The sequence below is a fragment of the Leptotrichia shahii genome (assembly GCF_008327825.1).
GTDB classification, from domain to species: Bacteria; Fusobacteriota; Fusobacteriia; order Fusobacteriales; family Leptotrichiaceae; genus Leptotrichia; species Leptotrichia shahii.
The window spans coordinates 12,801-33,085 of record NZ_AP019827.1 but is presented as its reverse complement, the minus strand read 5'-3'; the positions used below and the strand labels follow the sequence as shown (position 1 = coordinate 33,085).

Here is a 20,285-nt window from a genome sequence, read left to right as displayed (position 1 = left end):
CCACAAATGAAAATAAAAAATCTTCACATAGAAGAATACAACGGACTTGAAAACTTAAATATAAACTTTGAGTCAGAAGGAAAAGTTTTGGATTTGATAGTTCTGGCTGGAATTAATGGGAGTGGAAAAACTAGAGTTTTGGAAAGCATTCGTTATTGGTTTGAAATGTTTAGAAGCAAAGCTGTTAATGTGGAATTATTTTATGAAGAGAATGAAAGAGAAGTTTTGGAAAGTCTTATGAATAGTGAAGGATTGACAGAAGTTGAAAAAGAAGCACAAAAGGATATTGAATTTACAGATTGCTTGAAAAATATAAAATTTTATAACTATGATTACAGACACAATAAAACAGAAAATCAAAATTATAATTCAAAAATAATAAGCAGAAGTTTTGGAAAATTAAAAATATTTCCCAAAATAATTTATGTTCCAACTGAGATTAATTTTGAAGAAATTAAAAAAGCTCAAACAAATTTAAAAAAAGAATATAGTTTTATTAATATTGTAGATTCATACGAAATCAAGGATATTCCGTCCTATATTGCAACTCGGATTTCAAGAGTTGCGAATGAAGAGGAAGATTTGACAATGGGACAAGTTAGAAAAAAAGTTTTTGCGGAAATTAATGGAATTTTTGAAATTTTGGAGTTGGATGTAAAACTTTCAGAAATATCGAAAGATGAGAATAGTATGCCGATTTTTACTAATTCTAGTGGAAAAAAATTTGGAATAAATGAACTTTCTTCGGGGGAAAAACAGTTGTTTTTACGGACTTTGGCGATAAAAATGTTGGAGCCTGAAAATTCCATAATTATGATTGATGAGCCTGAATTGTCGTTACATCCGAGATGGCAACAAAAAATTATTGATGTTTATAAAAAAATTGGGAAGAATAATCAGATAATTTTAGCAACACATTCTCCGCATATTTTAGGGAGCGTTGAGAAAGAAAGTATAATTTTGCTAGTAAAAAATAAGAATGGTGTCGTGGAAGTTAGAACTGGAGAAAATTTTGGAGATTCGTATGGACAGACTATGGAAAGAATTCTGGAAGATATAATGGGGCTTGAAACAGATAGAAATCCTAGTGTCCATGAACTTCTTAATCAAGTAAAAGAAATGATTAGGAATGACAATTATGAAAATTCTGAATTTGAGAGAAAATACAGTAAAATAAAAAATATTCTAGGAGAAGACGATAGAGATTTATTTTTAGTGGATATGGATTTGCAAATAAAAAAGGGGAGAAAAAATGCTGAAAATAGATAAAAACGATGAGCCAAAATTTTTTGCGGAATTTAAAAAGAAAAGTAATCCAAAAAGCTGGAAAGATTTTGATTTTAAAATAAAGGGAAAACTAAAAGAGTATATGCTTGAAAATGAGCAGAAAATAGATGAAAATTATTTTTGTCCTTATTGTGAAAGACAGATTTCTGTTGAGAAAAGTCAAATTGAGCATATAAAACCTAAAGACAAATTTCCAAAGTTGTTTCATAATTACAGTAATTTTTTGACTGGTTGTCTTGAAAATCAAACTTGTGGTTCAACAAAAGGGAACAAATGGGATGATAATTTTGTGAATCCAGTTGAATATAATCCTAGAGATTATTTTGAATATAGTATTAGTACAGGCGAAATAATTCCAAAATATGAAAATGGAATAGAGTATGAAATGGCAATGAAAACAATAGAAATTTTAAATTTGAATCAAAAAAAATTATGTGAAAGCAGAAAAAGTTTTATTTATCAAAATTCTTCAAGAAAAGAAGGGAAAATAGTAATTAATATTGAAAATTTAAAATACATAACAAAATTTCCTACGCTAAAAGAATTTCTTTTAAAAAATTTAAAATCTGAAACTAAAAAATAAATAAAAAAACGGAGAGAGAAAAAAATGAATGAAAATTTAGTAAAAAATTTTTATATTCTAAGTTTTAGTTATAAAAATTTGAGTTTGGAAGAAAGGGAAAAGTTTGTAAAAGAGGGGTATCGGCATATTTTGAGCGAGTATATGGATAAAATGGTTATAAAAGGATATGTTGTTGTTGAAACTTGCTTGAGAATAGAGCTTTATTTGGATGTTTACAAGGAATTTGAGGTTGAGAAACTAAAAAGAGATTTTAAGATTGAGAAGATGAAGGTTTACAAAGGGAGCGAGGCGGTGCATTATTTACTGCGGGTGATTTGTGGGCTGGATTCGATAATAAAGGGAGAGGATCAGATTCTTGTACAGCTTAAAAAAGCATATTTTGACGCTCTTGACAAAAATATTACGTCTTCTTTTTTGAATATAATGTTTAATCAGGCGATAGAAACTGGGAAAAGATTTAGGGCGGAAAGCAAGATAAATGAAAAAAATATTTCACTTGATTCGATAGCTGTAAAATTTATAAGAACAAAATTTGAGAGCCTTGAAAATAAAAAAATATTTGTAATTGGAGTGGGAGATTTGAGCCAGTCAATTCTTGCACTTCTTCACAAAATGAACAATTGCTATTTGACAATGACAAATAGAAGTTTACGACGATCAATTGAATTGCAGAAAGTGTATCCAGATGTTCAAACTGCAGAATTTAATGAGAAATATAATGTTATAAAAAATATGGATATTGTAATAAGTGCCACTTCTGCACCACATTTGATTCTTGAAACAGCGAAAATTCAAAATATTTTGAATGATGGAAAAAAACGGTTTTTCCTTGATTTAGCCGTTCCGAGAGATATTGAGGCAAGTATAAGGGAGTTTGAAAATGCTTCGCTTTATTATTTGGAGGATATTTGGGATGAATATAATAAAAATGTGGAAAAGCGGGATGAAATTGTAGAAAAATATTCTTACATTATTGAGGAGCAGTTGAAAAAAATAGCGGAAAAACTTGAAAAAAGAAGAAAATATACAAATCAGAAAAATATTGAGATGGGTGAAAATAGATGAAATCAAATAAAATAATTATTGGAACGAGAGGAAGCATTTTGGCACTTGCACAAGCGGAAAAAGTGAAGGAAATGCTTATTAAAAAATATGATGAATTAAGAAGTGTGGAGAATTTTTGTGAAATTGAAGGATTTGAGAAAAAAAATCCACTGGAAATAGAACTGAAAGTTATAGTTACAAAGGGAGATAAAGACCTAAGGGACTTTACAAAAATAAAAGGAACTACGCAAAAGGACTTATTTGTGAAGGAAATTGAAAAGGAAATGCTGGAAAATAAAATAGATTTGGCGGTACATTCGTTAAAGGATATGCCACAGAACACTCCAGAAGGGCTTTTGAATGCATGTTTTCCAATGAGGGAAGATAACCGAGATGTGCTTGTTTCAAAAAATGGAGAAAAATTAAAGGAACTTGCAGAAAATTCTGTAATTGGGACAGGGAGCATAAGACGGGAAAAGGAGCTTCTAAATTTACGAAATGATGTAAAGATAAAAGCAATTCGTGGAAATATTCACACAAGGCTAAAAAAACTTGATGATGGAGAATATGATGCGATTGTGCTGGCTGCGGCTGGATTAAAAAGAGTTGGGCTGGAAAACAGAATTACTGAATATTTTGATACAGATTCATTTATACCAGCACCAGGACAAGGGATTTTGTGTATTCAATGCAGGGAAAATGATAATAAAATACTAAATCTTCTGAAAATTATAAATGATGATGAAGTTACGATAATGTGTAAAGCTGAAAGAGAATTTTCAAAAATTTTTGATGGAGGATGCCATACTCCGATAGGCTGTTCATCGGTCATTGAGGGAAATATATTGAAATTAAAGGGAATGTTTAATGATAATGGAAACAGAATATTTAAAGAAGTTGAAGGAAATAAGAAAAATCCAAAAGAAACTGCACAAAAACTGGCTGAAGAAATAAAAAAAGAGGAGACAAAAGATGGAAAAAAGTAAAGTTTATATCGCAGGAGCAGGCTGTGGGGATGAGAAACTTATAACTTTAAAATTGAAAAACGTGATAGAAAAAGCTGACTGCATTGTTTACGACAGGCTTGTAAATAAAAATATCTTACAGTATGCAAAGTCTGATGTAGAACTGATTTATATGGGAAAAGAAAATACTGCTGGAGGAAAATTGCAGGCGGAAATAAATAAAAAACTTGTGGAAAAAGGTAAAGAGGGACTTTTAGTATTGAGATTAAAAGGAGGAGATCCGTTTGTATTTGGGCGAGGGGGAGAGGAAATAGAGGCTTTGGTTGCTGAAAATATAGATTTTGAAGTAATTCCGGGGATAACTTCTTCAATTGCTGTGCCAGCTTATGCTGGAATTCCTGTAACTCACAGAGGAATCAACACTTCTTTTCACGTATTTACTGGACATACGCAATTTAAGGGAATAGAACTTGATTTCCCAGTTATTGCAAAATTGGAAGGAACTTTAGTCTTTTTAATGGGATTAAACAATCTTGAAAAAATAGCAGAAAACTTGATAAATAACGGAAAAAATCCGAAAACACCTGTCGCAATAATAAAAGATGGAACAACGACAAGACAGAAAACTTACACAGGAACATTGGAAACAATAGTAAATACAGTAAAAGAACATAATGTAAAATCGCCTGCCATTATTTTGATTGGAGAAGTGGTGAATTTACGGAAAAAAATGAAATGGTTTGAGAATAAGCCGTTATTTGGGAAAAATATTCTTGTCACAAGAAATAGGGAAAAACAGGGAAATATATCAAATAAAATAAATGAACTTGGCGGACAGGCTTTGAGCCTTCCATTTATTAATATAGAATATGTCGATTTTGAAATGCCTGATTTGAAGGAATACAGCACCCTTCTATTTAACAGCATAAATTCTGTTATTGGATTTATGAGAAAAGTAAAGGATATTCGTACTTTAGGAAATGCTAAAATAGGTGTAGTGGGAGAAAAGACTGCTGAAGAAATTGAAAAATATAAAATAATTCCAGATTTTTATCCAGAAGAATACACGGTAGAAAGACTGGCTAGCGAAAGTGTGAATTTTACTAAGGAAGGAGAAAAAATACTGTTTATAGTATCTGACATTTCTCCAGTAAATGAAAAAAAATATTCAGATTTATACAATCGAAATTATGAAAAACTTGTAGTGTATAAAACTCAGAAAGTTAAAGCAGAAAAGGAAAAAGCTGAAAAATACATAAAAGAAAGCGACATTTTAATGTTTTTAAGCTCGTCAACCTTTAAAGCCTTTGCTGACAGCATAAACTTGAGTGAAAATGAAGAAATAAAAGAAATTCTGAAAAATAAGGTTATTGCTTCGATTGGTCCTGTTACTACAAAAACTATTGAAAAATATGGAATAAAAGTTGGGATAGAAGGGAAAAAATATACTGAAGAAGGGCTATTTCAAGAAATATTAGTTAGATTTTGTAAAAAATAAATAATATTAAAACAAGGGGAGCTTAACCCCTTGTTAAAAAACTTATAATAAATCCATTTCCAAAATGAAAACTTGTATTATTTTTTAATTTCTCATATTTTTTAATACTTCTGAAAAATCCAAAATATCATTTACAACTATAGAATTTAACTTAGTTCCTTCAAGTTTTTTCAAACTTTCCAAACCATATCCCGTCTTTACCAAAACAGGTGTGATTCCCAATTTTTCTGCAGGAATTAAATCAGTTATCTTATCCCCAATCATAAAAGAATTTTTCACATCAATATCAAACTCCTTTATCGCCAACTCAAAATTCCCCGTATTTGGCTTTCGGCAATCACATTCTATTCCATATTTTCCAGTAACATTTGGGTGATGTGGACAAAAGTAAGACTTTTCAATTTTTATTCCTTTTTTAAATAAATCATCTTCAATAAAACTCTGTAACTTCAAATAATCCTCTTCTGTGTAATATCCTCTCGCAATTCCTGCCTGATTCGTTATAATCGCAAATCTATATCCCAAATCCCGCAATCTTAAAAGTCCTTCCACCACATTTTTTTCATATTCAAAATCTTCTATTTTATGTAAGTACGATTTTTCTATATTTATAACTCCATCTCTGTCCAGTAGGACAAATTTATTTTTCATAAAATTATATTTCCTTTTTTATTTTTTTAGTTTAATAATATTAAACCCATTTAAAAAACAGAAATTATATTTTGTTTATTTACTGGCAAGGGATCTTGACCTCTTGTAAAAAAATCTGCTATTTAAATGGGGAATATAAAATATTATTCTTAAATTTTTGTTTTAGCCAAAACTAGTTCATTACAACATCTCTAATAAAGAATTCACCACCAATTGACACAAATCCCAAATTTTTAACTTTTGGATTTACTAAATAAAGTTTTTGTTTTTGGAATAAGATTGTAACTGGTTGTTCTTCTGAAATAAGTTTTTCCATTTGGATCATTGCTGGAACTCTTACTTTTGGATCAGCAGAACTTTTTACAATTTTAGTCAATTCATCATATTTTACATTTTTGAAATCTCCACGGTTATTTGCATTTGTACTATCAAATAAATCTAAATATGTGATTGGATCTAGGAAATCTCCAGTCCAGTTTTGCAGTGAGATTTGGTAATCTCTCTTCTTAGTTCTTTCGATACGTTCCTTACCGCTTACCTTATCTAATTCAACATTTGCACCTAAGTTATTTCTTAAACTTTCTTGAATGTATTCAGCAATAGCTTTTCTGCTTCCTGTGTCGTTAAATAAAATTTCAAATCTTGGAAGTTCTGAAAGCCCTTCTTCTTTAAGTCCTTCCGCAAGTAATTTTTTAGCTTCTGCTACGTTAAATTTAGGCTGGTCAGTTGCTACTTCTGCTGGAAAATCTTTTGAAACGCCATTTAATCCAATTCCAGATGGAGTAAATGTCTTAGTTAATTTTTCAGATCCTTCCAGCACTTTATTTACAAGTTCTTCCTTATTTATTGCCATAGTTATTGCACGTCTTACTTTTGCATTTTTAAATACATTTTCTTTTGTATTAAACAATAAATAATAGATTCCACCATCATTTGCTTTTACAAGTTCTGGTTTTCCTGCAAATTCCTTAGCTTGCTCGAAAGTTACCGCTGTTACATCAACTTCCTTATTTTTAAAGGCATTAACAGCTGAATCAGTTGCAATTATTTTTAATTCAACATTATCAATTTTTACATTGCCTGCATCCCAGTAATTAGGATTTTTCTTAAATTTTAACTCTGAATCATGAGTCCATTTTTCCAAAGTATAGGGACCGTTTGAAATTGTATATTTTGCTTCTGTAAAGTATTTGTCCTTTGCTTCATTATAAAATTTTTGATTTAATGGCATAAATGATTTAAACGTAACCAAGTCATCAAAGTATGGAGTAGGTGATTCCAAGGTTACTTGTAAAGTTTTATCATCAATAACTTTTATTCCAACTTCATTTTCTGAAACTTTTTTAGCATTATATTTTTCTCCATTTTTTATTACAAATAACATGCTCGCATTGCTTCCTGCTGTGTCAGGATTCAATCCACGAATCCATCCCGCTTTAAAGTCCTTTGCAGTTACAGGGTCACCATTGCTCCATTTAACTCCATCTCTTAAATGAAATGTCCACACAAGTCCATCTTTTGATTTTTCCCATTTTTGGGCAATTCCAGCTACAGATTTCCCTGTTTTATCTTTTCTTAAAAGCCCTTCCAAAATCAATTCATCAACAGTTCCTCCAGGAATATCTGTAGTTATTTGCGGATCAATTGACGATGGCTCTGTAACTATATTTAAAGTGAATGTACTCCCACTTCCACTTTTTTTCCCACACGAAAGTGCAAATACCAGCAATGTCAATATTAGAAATATTTTTTTCATTAATTTATTTCCTCCTTATTTCAAATTAAAGAATAACTATTTTCAAAAATTTTTTAAATCATTATTTTTAATAATTTTATTTTTTTCACAAGGGATTAAAAACCCCTTGCTACTTCTCTAAACTTTTTATTTTTACAATTTTTTTGTTAATTAAAGAATTTATTTAAAGATTTCAAATCACTATTTTAATGACAAGTTTCCAAAATAATATTCTCCACCAATTGGTGTAAATTCAAGTCCTTTTACACGTTTATCAACTAAGTATTGTTTTTCCCTGTGGAAAAGTACACCTACTGGTAAATCTTGTGCGATTATTCCTTCAAGTTTTACAAGTGCATCCATTCTTACTTTTTGGTCATCTGTACCTTTTACAGTTTTAACTAATGCATCATATTGAGGATTGCTGTATGAACCATTGTTATTTCCACCTGATGATTCAAATAAATCAAGATATGTAATTGCATCAGGATAATCTCCAGACCATCCAGCAAATACTATATCAAAGTTCTTTTGACTCATTCTTGACCATCTTTCTTGAGCAGTCATAGGTTCCAAATTCAATTCAATATTTAAATTTTTTCTCAATTGTTCTTGAATATATTCTGCAATAACCTTATTATTTCCACTTTCATTAAGTAGCATTGACATCTTAGGAAAATTAGATTCTCCAACTTCCTTTAATCCTTCTGCAAGCAATTTTTTTGCTTCTACAGGATTATATCCTAATGTTGAAGTAGGAACACCTTCTGTAAAGTCTTTATTATCTAATCCCTTTATTCCGATTCCCTTTGGTACAAGAGTTTTTGCAGCTGTTCCATATCCATTTAATACATTGTTTACCAATCCTTCTCTGTCGATTGCCATAAGAAGAGCTTTTCTTACCTTCAAGTTTGCTAAAGTCTTGTTATTAAAGTTAAATAGCAAATACCATACTGAACCATCATTTTTTGAAATCATTTTAGGATTGCCTTTAAATCCTTTTGCTTGTTCAGCTGTAATTGAAGTTACATCAACTTCCTTATTGTTAAATGCATTTAATGAAGAATTATTATCAGGAATTATTTTATAAACAATATTTTCAACTTTCACATTAGCAGCATCCCAATAATTAGGATTTTTCTTAAATACTATTTCTGAACCATGTGTCCATTTTTCCATTGTGTATGCTCCAGAAGACAAAGTTTTATTAGCTTCAGTAAAATAGCTGTCACCTGTTTTGTCAAAGAATTTCTGATTTAATGGCATATATGTCTTAAATGCAACTAAACTGTCAAAATATGGAACAGGAGCTTCCAATTCCACTTCTAAAGTTTTGTCATTAATAACTTTTATTCCGACTTTTTCAGCTGAAACTGCCTTTTTATTATATTTTTCAGCATTTTTTATTGGATAAAGCATATACGAATACTGTGAAGCAGTTTGAGGATTTAACGCACGTAACCATCCATTTTTAAAGTCTTGTGCTGTAATTGGATCTCCATTGCTCCATTTTATTCCATCTCTTAGATGAAATGTCCATTTTAGTCCGTCAGCCGATTTATCCCAGCTTTTCGCAAGTCCTGGCACAAATGTTCCGTTTTTTCCTTTTCTGGTCAATCCTTCCGTTACAAGGTCATCAACAGTTCCACCATTAACATCCGTCGATATTTGCGGATCAATAGATTTTGGCTCATCTATTAGGTTCAATGTAAATGTTTTTCCACTTCCACCATTTTTTCCACAAGAAATGGCAAAAATTAACATTGCCAATAAAATTATTATCTTTTTCATAATAACTTCCCTTCCTCTATAAAAATTTTTTTTGATTATTTTATATAAGTATTATCCAGCACAAAGTCTTTTCCTATTGGGCTAAATACAATATTATGAACTCTTGGATTTAACAGCTTAGTATTTTGTCTATAGTAAAGCAATCCCACAGGCATATCTTCAGCTATTATTTTTTCCATTTCAATCATATTTTTTACTCTTTCTTCCTGATTTCCAGAACTTTTAACTTTTTTAACAAGTTCATCGTAACGTGGATTTGAGTAATCTGAATAGTTATTTCCATCCTTTGTCAAGAATCTATCCAAATAAGTAATAGCATCGTTATAATCTCCATTATATCCAGCTAGAGCAATTTCATAATCTCTATGTTGCATTTTGTCCAATCTTGATTGGAATGTCATTCCTTCAATATTAATATTTACTCCTAAATTTGTTCTCAAACTTTCTTGAATATATTCAGATATAACCTTGTTATTTCCAGAATCATTGAAAATCATTGTCAATTCAGGTAATTTTTGTAATCCTAGTTCCTTTAACCCTTCAGCTAGCAATTGTTTTGCCTTTTGTGGATTATAAGCTGGGAAAATTTTTCCTGCTTCTTCAGAAAAGTCTTTTGAAATACCGATTATTCCAACACCTTTTGTCGTATAAGTATACGCAGCTTCCCCTGTATTGTCAAGCACATCTGTAATCATTTTTTCCCTGTCTACAGCAAGCGACAACGCCTGTCTAATTTTTTTGTTCGCAAGCACTTTATTTTTCATATTATATGTCATATACCATACAGAACCATCTTTTGTTAGTATTTTACGTTTATCATTTTTAAATTCCTTCGCTTGTTCTATTGAAATATTTGTAGAATCAATTTCTTTGTTTTTAAAGGCATTTACACTTGCAGATGGATCATTTATAAATAACATTTTTACATATTTCAATTTAATATTATCCTTGTTCCAGTAATTTTCATTTTTTTCAAATACAATTTCAGAATCTCTTGTCCAAGATTTTATTACATAAACACCTGATGAAATCGAAGTTTCAGGAGATGTCATATATTTATCTCCTACTTTTTCATAGAACTTTTTATTTAGCGGAGCATAAGTTTGAATTCTTACAATTGAATCAAAATATGTAAGAGGATTATTTAATGTTACTTGCAATGTGTAATCATCAATAACTTTTATCCCCAATTGATTTTCATCTTTAATTTTTCCAGCATTAAATTGTTCAGCATTTTTTATGTAAAACAATTTATCTGCATATTCTCCAGCTGTCTTAGGATCTAGTGCTCTAACCCAACCATCTCTAAAGTCCTTTGCTGTAATTGGATCTCCATTGCTCCATTTTGCATTTTTTCTCAAATGGAATGTCCAAACTGTTGAATCTGCATTGTGTTCCCATTTTTCAGCCACTCCAGGAAGAGATTTTCCATCATCCGACTGTCTTGTCAATGTTTCAGTAACAAGCGAATCCACAAATTCTCCAGTAGAATCATTCGCAAGCTGCGGATCATAAGATTTTCCCTCCTCCTTCAAATTAAGTTTCAATGTTTCAGAATCGCTGCTTTTTCCACATGAAATTATAAAAGCCAGCAATATTGTAAATACCAGTAATATTTTTTTCATATTTACACTCATCCTTTCTTTCATCAAATAAATTTGACAAAATTAAAAATTATTTTGTTATAGATGCGTTATAAAAGTCGATAGAATCTCCAACTGAACGTATTACAACTCCCTTTAATTTAGGATTTATCAAATAAACTCCCACTTCATAATAAAGTGTTGAATATGTAAAATTATTTGCTAATAATTTTTCGGCTTTTTTCATTGCATCCATTCTAGTTTTATTATCTTGATTAACTTTAGCCAAGTCGATTAATTCATCATACTCAGGATTTGAATATTTAGCGAAGTTAATATCCTTTGCCTTTGAATGGAAAATTTCCAAATAAGTCATAGGATCTGCATAATCAGGTCCCCAAGCATATCTTACAATTTCAAAGTCTCCAGCTTTTGCACGTGCAATTCTTTCTTTTTTAGTAAGAACTTCCACATCGACATCAATTCCCAGTTTATCCTTCCATTGAGATTGATAAAATTCAGCTTCCTTTTTACCAGTTCCATTTTCATCTACCAAAAGATGCAATTTAACTTGTGCAGGCGTCATTTTAAGTTCCTTCAGCCCTTCATCAAACAATTGTTTTGCATTAACTTTTGCAAATCCAGCAAATAAGTCTCCAGCTTCTGCCCTGAAATCGCCTTTTTCTCCAGCTGTTCCATTTGAAACAATTCCAGAACCTACAATTCCAGCTCCATTTAAAATACTGCTTACAAGTTCTTTTCTATCAATTGCAAGAGATAATGCCTCTCTTACCTTTTGATTTTTCAACACAGGATTTGATGTATTAAATCCTAAATAGTAAACTCTTCCATTAGGGAATTTATGCAATTCAGGTTTTCCTTCATAGTTTGCCATTTTTTCCACAGAAATTTTTGTCAAATCCAATTCTCTATTTTCAAATAGGTTTGTAGCAGCTTCAAAGTCAGTTACAATTAAGCCTGTAAGTGTATCAACCTTTATATTTTTAGCATTCCAGTAGTTAGGATTCTTTTTCATGACAACTTTGTTGTTGTGTACCCATTTTTCTATTATAAACGGTCCATTATAGATAGACTTTTTAGCTTCAGTTGCATATCCATCTCCGTTGGTAGCCAATGCCTTTTCATTAACTGGGAAATAAATTGGCATAATTAATGTTTTTAAAAAGAATGGTGCAGGTTGTGACAATCTAAATTCAAGTGTATAATCATCCTTTGCCTTTATCCCAACTTTTCCAAAATCCTTTAATTTTCCAGTATTATAATCTTCTGCATTTTCAATATAATATGCAAGAAATGCATACTCAGAGGCTGTTTTTGGTTCAATTCCTCTTTTTATACCATTGTAGTAGTCTTTTGATGTAACTGGATCTCCATTTGACCATTTCATTCCTTGTCTAATTTTAAATGTCCATACTTTTCCATCGTCTGATTTAGTCCAGCTTTCAGCTCCAGCAGGAATAATTTCATTTTTTTCATTCAATCTTACAAGACTTTCATAAGTCATACTTGTTACAAAAAGTCCACTCATATCAGTCAAAATTTGCGGATCCAACGAAGTCGGCTCAGCTTCCATATTAAATGATACTGAATTTCCCGAACCTTTTCCTCCTTTTCCACAAGAAACAACAAACATTGATAACATTAAGCAAATTATTAAAAAAGTTTTTTTCATATCTCGATAATCCCTTTCCAACATAAATTTTTATAAAAATTGTTTCAAAAATATTCAAAATTTTCTAAATAAGCCCTTTTTCTTCTAAAAAAGAAGTTTCTACAAAATGTCCAGGTCTATATTCAGTTAATTCAGGCGTTTCAGGAACAACCCCTATTTCAGACACATCTCCCATTGGACTTCTCAAATAAGATTCATCCATATTGATTTTTGATGTTTTTTTGTAATCAGGGTCTGCTATTGGTACAGCTGAAATAAGTGATTTTGTGTAGCTGTGAACAGGGTCACCATAAACAGCTTCAGGAGTTCCTAGTTCAACCACTTTTCCACGATACATAACCGCCACCCTGTCTGAAATATATTTTACCATTGACAAGTCATGGGCAATAAATAATAATGTCAAGTTTCTTTCCCTTTGCAAATCCTTTAATAAATTTACAACTTGAGCCTGAATTGATACATCTAAAGCCGAAATTGGCTCATCACATACAAGCACTTCTGGATCAACTGCAAGTGCTCTTGCAATCCCAATTCTCTGTCTTTGTCCACCTGAAAACTCATGTGGAAAACGGCTCGCATGTTCCCTATTCAATCCAACAATTTCCAATAACTTATAGACTTTTTCCATTCTTTCCTGCTTTGAGCTTGCTAACTTATGAATATCAATCCCTTCAGCAACAATATCTCCAACAGTCATTCTTGGATTCAGCGAAGCCTGCGGATCTTGAAATATCATTTGAACTTTTTTTGTAAATTCTTTTCTTCCATAAGCTTCCACTGGCTTTCCATTAAATAAAATATCTCCATTTGTCTTTGCATAAAGTCTGCTGACAGTTCTTCCAAGTGTAGTTTTTCCAGAACCTGATTCTCCTACAAGACTTAGAATTTCACCTTTGTAAATGTCCATTGTAACGTTTTCTACAGCCTTTAGTACTTGTCTTTTTTTCATTGGAAAATATTTTTTTAAATTTTTCATTTCTATTAATTTTTCATTCCTATTTTCGTTTGATGCCATTATTTCCCCTCCATTTCTTTATTTTCTGCTTTATCAGATTCTATCGATTCAAAAGGGGAATTTACTTTTGGAGCACCCTTTACATAAAGCCACGACTTTACAAAGTGCCCATTTCCCAAATCAATTAACGGAGGTTTTCTTTCATAGTCAATTTTCATTGCATATTCAGAACGTGCTGCAAATGGATCTCCCACAGGCGGATTAAGCAAATCTGGAGGTGTCCCTGGAATAGAAGCCAGTTTTTCTCCAATTTTCATATCCAATCTTGGCAGTGATTTTAAAAGTCCCCAAGTATATGGATGTTTTGGATTTTTAAATAGTTCCCTTACAGGAGCTTCCTCCAATTTCTCTCCAGCATACATAACAACTACTCTATCAGCAGTTTCGGCAACTACACCCAAATCATGTGTTATAAGTATTACTGCTATATTCAGCTCTTTTTTTAATTCATTTATCAAATCCAAGATCTGTGCCTGAATCGTAACATCCAAAGCTGTTGTCGGCTCATCACAAATTAACAAGTCTGGCTCACACGAAAGAGCAATCGCTATAACAGCCCTTTGCCGCATTCCTCCAGAAAATTCATGTGGATACTGATGAAATCTTTCTTCAGGTTTAGGAATCCCAACTTTTCTAAGCATTTCAACTGCTTTTTGTCTTGCTTCTTCTTTTGTTACTTTTTTATGAATTAAAATTCCTTCCATAATTTGCTTTCCAACTTTAATAGTTGGATTAAGCGATGTCATAGGATCTTGAAATATCATCCCAATTCTACCGCCACGAAGTTCACGCATTCTCTCAAGAGGAGCTTTTACCAAGTCTTCCCCATCAAAAAGAATTTCTCCATTTTTTATTTCTCCTGGAGGCATCGGTATCAATCTCATAATCGTTTGCACAGTAACTGATTTCCCTGAACCAGACTCCCCAACGATCGCAAGTGTTTCCCCTCTATCTACAGAAAAGCTAATCCCTCTAAGAGCCTGCACTTCCCCAGCATACGTATTAAAAGAAACACTCAAGTCTTTCACTTCTAATAATTTTTTTCCCATTATCTAATCCTCTCTGTATTAATATGGATTGTTTTTACATAACTTTTATAACTAAATACTTTTTCTTTATTAACTCTATTTATTTTTAATTCATTTAACTTTTTTATTTAATTATTAAAGCAAAATTTCGTTAAAGAAAGTTTTGCGTAAAGCGGAGATGCAAGGGTATGGCGTTTGATACCCTTGCTTAAGTAAACTAAAATAAATGAAATTAAGAAAAATAATATTAAATTATAGAATAGTAAATTTTATAAAATTTTTAAATTTTTAATCTCTTAGTTTTGGATTCAATGCATCATTTAAAGCATCTCCGACGATGTTAAATGCCAATGTGATTAATGAAATTACAACTGATGGAATAACAAATAAATATGGATATGAAGTCATATTTACGAAACCATCAAATACCAAATTTCCTAATGAAGCCTGTGGAATTGGTACTCCAAGCCCGATGAAACTTAAAAATGCTTCTGTAAAGATAATATTTGGTATATCTGTTGTAAGTCTTATTATTATTACACTTAACGTATTTGGAATCAAATGCTTTAGAGTTATCCACAAGAAATTTCCACCAAGTGATTTTGAAGCCAATACAAATTCATTTTCCTTGATTTTCAAAACTTCTCCACGCACAAGCAGTGAGTAATTTAGCCATCTTGTAAGTGACATTGCGATAATTATTGTTTTTACACTATTTCCCATAACAACCATTAATAAGATTATGTAAATCATTGATGGAATAATTAGTAAAATTTCCACAATTCTAGTCATAATTGTATCAATAATTCCGCCAAAATACGCTGAAACAGCTCCATAAATTGTTCCAAAAACAACACAGATCGCAGCTGTTATTATTGATAATTCCATTGAAATTCTTATTCCTTGAGAAAGTCTGGCAAATAAGTCACGACCTAAATTATCTGTTCCCAAGTAATGCCCACTTGCAATTCCCTTTGAAGGACTTAAAAATTTTGATGATAAATCTTGCGCCCTGTATGAATATTTTGTCAAATGCTGCCCAAAAATTGCTAAAAATAAAAAAATAATTGTTATTCCTAAAAACGATAGAGCCAATTTATTTTTCTTGAATCTTCTCCATCCATCCTGCCAAAATGTTAAACTTGGTTTGTAGATTTCTTCACTTTGAGCTGTATCTGGACCTACGATTTTAAAATCTTCAGGTGTCGGTATATAATCATTTCCAGTTATAACTTTTTCTACGTTTTTTGCCACTACACTTCATCTCCTTTTCCAAGTTTAATCTTAGGATCAACTAAAACATACACAATGTCTACAAGTATCATCATTATGATAAGAAATATCGCATAAAACACCGTAACTCCAAGCACCATTGTATAATCCCTGTCATTAATACTGTCTACAAAATATTTTCCTAATCCTGGAATTGAAAACATCTTTTCAATTACAAATGAACCTGTCAAAACTGCCGCAATTGTTGGTCCCATTATTGTAATAATCGGTAAAATCGCATTTCTTAAAGCGTGCTTAAATACAATATTTTTAGGTTTCACACCCTTTGCAACAGCCAACCTTATATAATCCTGTCCCATTACTTCAATCATCTTATCCCTCAATAAACGTGCAATTAATGCCACTGTATAAAGTCCAAGTGCCACAACTGGAAGGATCTTCTTCTCTGGGCTATCCCATCCAGACAAACGAATTCTAAAAAATTCTGGCAAAAATCCATTGTCAATTAAAAATCCATTATGTATATCGACAAAGTACTTCTGCATAAGTCCCGCTAGTACAAAACTTGGCACCGATATTCCAATTATAGCCACAATCATAGCCAGCCTGTCCTGATATTTCCCTCTTTTAAGAGCCGCAATAATTCCAAGCGGAATACCCAAAACTAATGCAAATATAATAGATCTAGCTCCTAAATCAGCTGATGTAAGAAAACTCTGGTTAATTACATCATTAACAGTTCTCCCACGGACTTTCATAGACGATCCTAAATCTCCCTTTGCTATATTTTTTAAATATTCAACATATTGTTCGCCAAGTGGACGGTCTAGATGGTATTTTGCCATCAAGTTTTCCTTTACTTTAGGCGGAATCGCTTTTTCACTTTGAAACGGGTCACCAGGTAACATGTGTATCAGAAAAAATGTAATCGTAATAACTAGCCATAACGTTACAAGACCCATTGCAATTCTCTTAACTAAAAATTTTAAAATATTTTTCATACTCGCTTCCTTTCGCTAAAATTTTATATATCTATATTATATCTTATATTTAGTTATATTTGCAAGTAATTTTATCTATAAAAATATTTTTTTACTATTAATTTTATTTATGAACAAATAATAGTTCTCTAAATATAATATATTTACTGAAATTTCATAAAAAACAAAAAAATAGCCTAAACAAAAATTTAGACTACCTGATATAATTTTTTAAGTTTAATTTTTATAAGTATTACAACGATTTAACCATCCTTGCAGCCATTTTTTCTCATTACTGTCAGGACCAGCATTTTTTACACGTCTTTCAAGAACAGCTTTTGCAGAATTGCTAAACTCTTCAAGAGCCGCTTTTCCACTTCCTGTCCCTTTCATATTTTCCAATACTTGAAGAAGCCCCCATCCTTCTCCATTGTAAGTTTCGGTTCTAGTTGTTCCTTCTCCCTTGAAATTAACATAGTCAATCAAAGGATAAAGTCCGTTTGGTGACTGGGCAACACGATAAAATTGTTTTTTTACATTTTCTGGATTATCTGAAATCGCCATCATCTTTTCCAAAGAATTTTCCAATCTTTCAAAAATGAATGCAACTTGAATATCTTTCGTATTATACAAAAAATTAGTCAATTCAGTAATATCATTATCCATAATTCTTTTCAATCTAAAAAGCTCATCACTATTTGCCCAAGGAGAATATTCATTTTCCTCAATAATTTTAGGTAATTTTATATCATGAGCCCTATAATAAGCCACAAGCTGCGGAAAACTTTCAGCAAATTTTCCCCTTTGCCCCGCTCTATACCATATAAAATGTCCAATTCCAAGTGAAGGAAAATCCTCACCAGTATTCCAATAAACAATATCCTCTTTTTTACCTCCAGCTTCATTTTTAAAAATCTTATCAGCTACAACATTTAATTCCTCCTTTGAAATTTTAAGCCCAGCCTTTTTTACATCAGTATTAGTATTATCATTAGTGTTAACAGTTGCATCTACATTCTCAATTTTTGGTTTTGAAGGTGATTTTTCCATATTTTTACTAGACATCCCAAAAGAAGTCATCGAAATTACAATAACACTAACCAAAATTAGTAATCTACATTTATTCTTTTTCATTAAATCTTACTCCTTTTTTTATAAATTATCTATTTTAGACTACATCGAAAAAAATTACTTAAAAACACATGCTCTTTTTATCCTTGTGTATTTAATAACTCTTATTTCATATATAAATTTATATCACAAATATCTTTTTTTTTCAATAGACCTAATTATGTAAATAGTTTACTTCCACACTATTTCAATATGTGATATAATATTAACATATATTTTAAAACGTGGGAGAGAAAATGACTAAAATAATAGAAGAAGAAAATGAAAATTGTGAAGTAAAAGTTATACATAAAAGTATCGTAGAAAAAGTGGAAAAGACAATGCCAGAAGAAGAAGTTGTATACGATTTGTCAGATTTTTTCAAAATATTGGGAGATACAACTAGAATGAAAATTTTAAGTGCATTATTTCAAGAGGAAATGTGTGTTTGCGATATCGCATATCTTTTAAAAATGACTCAATCTGCTATTTCACATCAGCTGAGAGTATTGAAGCAAGGAAGATTTGTAAAATATAGAAAAGAGGGAAAAGTAGTATATTATTCGCTGGAAGATGAGCATATAAAACATATTGTGGAACAGGGAATGACGCATATTTTAGAAAAAAGATAATTATTATTTGAAAATCAAATAATTTTTCTGTACAAATAATTTTAAATATGTTATAATTACAAACAGTAGATACTTGTAAATACAAAAAAATTAAAATAAAGGAGTCGAAAAATGGCAGAAATAAAAAATAAAGTGACATTCAAGGGAAATCCCGTAACTCTTGTGGGAAATGAAGTAAAAGCTGGACAAGCAGCACCTGATTTTACAGTTTTATCACCTGAATTAAAGGAAGTAAAATTAAGCGACTATAAGGGAAAAGTTGTTGTAATTGCAGTATTCCCATCAGTTGACACTGGAGTATGTGCATTACAGCTGGCTAGATTTAACCAAGAAGCCGCAAGTTTTGGGGACGATGTACAGCTGCTTACAATTTCAGTTGACTTGCCGTTTGCACTTAAAAGATATTGTGCAGATAAAGGAATTGAAAATGCCTTAACAGCTTCAGATCACAAAGATTTAGACTTTGGAACAAAATATGGATTTGTAATAAAAGAATTAAGATTGTTAGCTAGAGGAGTCGTTATTGTTGATAAAAATGGAATTATTCAATATGTAGAATACGTTCCAGAAATTGGGGAACATCCAAATTATGAAAAGGCATTGGAAATAATAAAAGAATTAACTAAATAATCCTGATACTAGTTATTTATTATTAAATATAAAAATCAGAAATATGAATAATGGCTACTTTTCTTTTGGCAGTTTCAAAAATTTTGAAAACTAGTTCAGAAAATATCATCATATAACTGAAAAATATTCTCTAAAAAGCCCATATAACATTCATACAGTTCAAAGAATCAATTTTTGGTATAAATAATTTTGGATTGTAGAAGTTATATGGGAAAATTTGATATAATTAGCTCAATATACATAAAACTTCTTTCTCTAGTTATTCTTTTTTAGAATTTAAAATTTCATTCAATACACAAATCGCTCTTTCATTATTCTTATCTAACTCTAAAATTTCTTTTGCTATGTTCTCTGCCTCTTCATCATCCATTAAATATTCTGGAAGACCATAAAAACTTAATAAAGTCACTAAATTTTCAAGATTTTTTTCAATTCCTACTGCTTCTCTAGCATGAAAAATACCAACAGCATAAGCTCCTTCTACACAACAAAATGTAAATGATAGCAAACTTGCTGACAAATTCAACCAAATTACATTTTCTGTTTTTTTATACATATACTGTGAAAATCCATAAAAAGTGAAACTTTCTGTAATATCAGCCATATTCCATATTATTTCATATATTTCTTGTTTATTAATATTCACTATTTTTTTATTCGCTTCTTCATAATTTACATTTAATATATCTACCCCAACTTCTCTCAATACATTTAACATATTTTCATCATATTTTTTCAACATATCTTCAGTAAATATATTTTTCATATTTTCTGTAAACATTTTTCTCATTTTTTTGTTATACGCTTCTTTTATATCTTTCATATTT

General features: G+C 30.9%; 18 protein-coding genes. 7 read left to right on the top strand and 11 right to left on the bottom strand.

The features are described from left to right. Positions 1-6: 6 nt before the first annotated feature. From F1564_RS00140 to cobA, 5 genes are read left to right on the top strand one after another with little or no spacing between them, the layout of a single operon-like run. Positions 7-1,269 carry an AAA family ATPase gene (locus F1564_RS00140; RefSeq protein ID WP_018451415.1) on the top strand — a complete coding sequence of 421 codons (1,263 nt, stop codon included), beginning with the start codon at positions 7-9 and terminating at the stop codon, positions 1,267-1,269. Then, complete coding sequence (locus F1564_RS00135) at positions 1,253-1,870, top strand: retron system putative HNH endonuclease (protein WP_018451414.1); 618 nt, start codon at positions 1,253-1,255, stop codon at positions 1,868-1,870. The genes F1564_RS00140 and F1564_RS00135 overlap by 17 nt, the downstream gene beginning before the upstream one ends. 24 nt (positions 1,871-1,894) lie before the next feature. Continuing rightward, a complete protein-coding gene (gene hemA, locus F1564_RS00130) occupies positions 1,895-2,935 on the top strand; it encodes a glutamyl-tRNA reductase (RefSeq protein ID WP_018451413.1) in 1,041 nt (346 codons plus the stop codon). Further along, positions 2,932-3,900, top strand: coding sequence for a hydroxymethylbilane synthase (gene hemC / locus F1564_RS00125; protein ID WP_018451412.1), 969 nt, complete (start codon positions 2,932-2,934; stop codon positions 3,898-3,900). Before hemA ends, hemC begins: the two co-directional genes overlap by 4 nt. Then, positions 3,887-5,377 carry a uroporphyrinogen-III C-methyltransferase gene (cobA, locus tag F1564_RS00120; protein ID WP_018451411.1) on the top strand — a complete coding sequence of 497 codons (1,491 nt, stop codon included), beginning with the start codon at positions 3,887-3,889 and terminating at the stop codon, positions 5,375-5,377. The genes hemC and cobA overlap by 14 nt, the downstream gene beginning before the upstream one ends. Positions 5,378-5,461: 84 nt before the next feature. Here cobA and F1564_RS00115 read toward each other — a convergent pair whose 3' ends face one another. From F1564_RS00115 to F1564_RS00070, 10 genes are all read right to left on the bottom strand, one after another. Next, on the bottom strand, positions 5,462-6,028 hold the full coding sequence (locus F1564_RS00115; protein ID WP_018451410.1) for a D-glycero-alpha-D-manno-heptose-1,7-bisphosphate 7-phosphatase: 567 nt from the start codon (positions 6,026-6,028) through the stop codon (positions 5,462-5,464). Between the two features lie 172 nt (positions 6,029-6,200). Further along, positions 6,201-7,784: a peptide ABC transporter substrate-binding protein gene (locus F1564_RS00110; protein WP_018451409.1), complete on the bottom strand. Its 1,584-nt coding sequence runs from the start codon at positions 7,782-7,784 to the stop codon at positions 6,201-6,203. A 180-nt stretch (positions 7,785-7,964) separates the two neighbouring features. Then, positions 7,965-9,554, bottom strand: a complete 1,590-nt coding sequence (locus tag F1564_RS00105; protein WP_018451408.1) for a peptide ABC transporter substrate-binding protein — start codon at positions 9,552-9,554, stop codon at positions 7,965-7,967. Between the two features lie 35 nt (positions 9,555-9,589). Then, positions 9,590-11,179, bottom strand: coding sequence for a peptide ABC transporter substrate-binding protein (locus tag F1564_RS00100; RefSeq protein ID WP_018451407.1), 1,590 nt, complete (start codon positions 11,177-11,179; stop codon positions 9,590-9,592). Between the two features lie 49 nt (positions 11,180-11,228). Beyond that, positions 11,229-12,830 carry a peptide ABC transporter substrate-binding protein gene (locus F1564_RS00095; protein WP_018451406.1) on the bottom strand — a complete coding sequence of 534 codons (1,602 nt, stop codon included), beginning with the start codon at positions 12,828-12,830 and terminating at the stop codon, positions 11,229-11,231. Between the two features lie 64 nt (positions 12,831-12,894). Beyond that, positions 12,895-13,845, bottom strand: coding sequence for an ABC transporter ATP-binding protein (locus tag F1564_RS00090; protein WP_018451405.1), 951 nt, complete (start codon positions 13,843-13,845; stop codon positions 12,895-12,897). Next, positions 13,845-14,894 (bottom strand): ABC transporter ATP-binding protein, encoded by a 1,050-nt coding sequence (locus tag F1564_RS00085; RefSeq protein ID WP_018451404.1) that lies wholly within the window; start codon positions 14,892-14,894, stop codon positions 13,845-13,847. Before F1564_RS00085 ends, F1564_RS00090 begins: the two co-directional genes overlap by 1 nt. A 267-nt stretch (positions 14,895-15,161) precedes the next feature. Further along, positions 15,162-16,127, bottom strand: coding sequence for an ABC transporter permease (locus F1564_RS00080; protein ID WP_018451403.1), 966 nt, complete (start codon positions 16,125-16,127; stop codon positions 15,162-15,164). Next, positions 16,127-17,107, bottom strand: coding sequence for an ABC transporter permease (locus F1564_RS00075; RefSeq protein WP_018451402.1), 981 nt, complete (start codon positions 17,105-17,107; stop codon positions 16,127-16,129). Before F1564_RS00075 ends, F1564_RS00080 begins: the two co-directional genes overlap by 1 nt. 216 nt (positions 17,108-17,323) lie before the next feature. Then, a complete protein-coding gene (locus tag F1564_RS00070) occupies positions 17,324-18,220 on the bottom strand; it encodes a hypothetical protein (RefSeq protein WP_018451401.1) in 897 nt (298 codons plus the stop codon). Positions 18,221-18,453: 233 nt separating this feature from the next. Here F1564_RS00070 and F1564_RS00065 point away from each other — a divergent pair, with 233 nt between their 5' ends. Further along, a complete protein-coding gene (locus F1564_RS00065; RefSeq protein ID WP_018451400.1) occupies positions 18,454-18,828 on the top strand; it encodes an ArsR/SmtB family transcription factor in 375 nt (124 codons plus the stop codon). A gap of 111 nt (positions 18,829-18,939) precedes the next feature. Further along, entirely contained in the window at positions 18,940-19,458 is a 519-nt protein-coding gene (gene tpx, locus F1564_RS00060) for a thiol peroxidase (protein WP_018451399.1), read from the top strand. A 259-nt stretch (positions 19,459-19,717) separates the two neighbouring features. On the opposite strand, the gene F1564_RS00055 is transcribed toward tpx, so the two are convergent. Next, entirely contained in the window at positions 19,718-20,281 is a 564-nt protein-coding gene (locus tag F1564_RS00055) for a hypothetical protein (RefSeq protein ID WP_018451398.1), read from the bottom strand. Between the last annotated feature and the right edge of the window lie 4 nt (positions 20,282-20,285).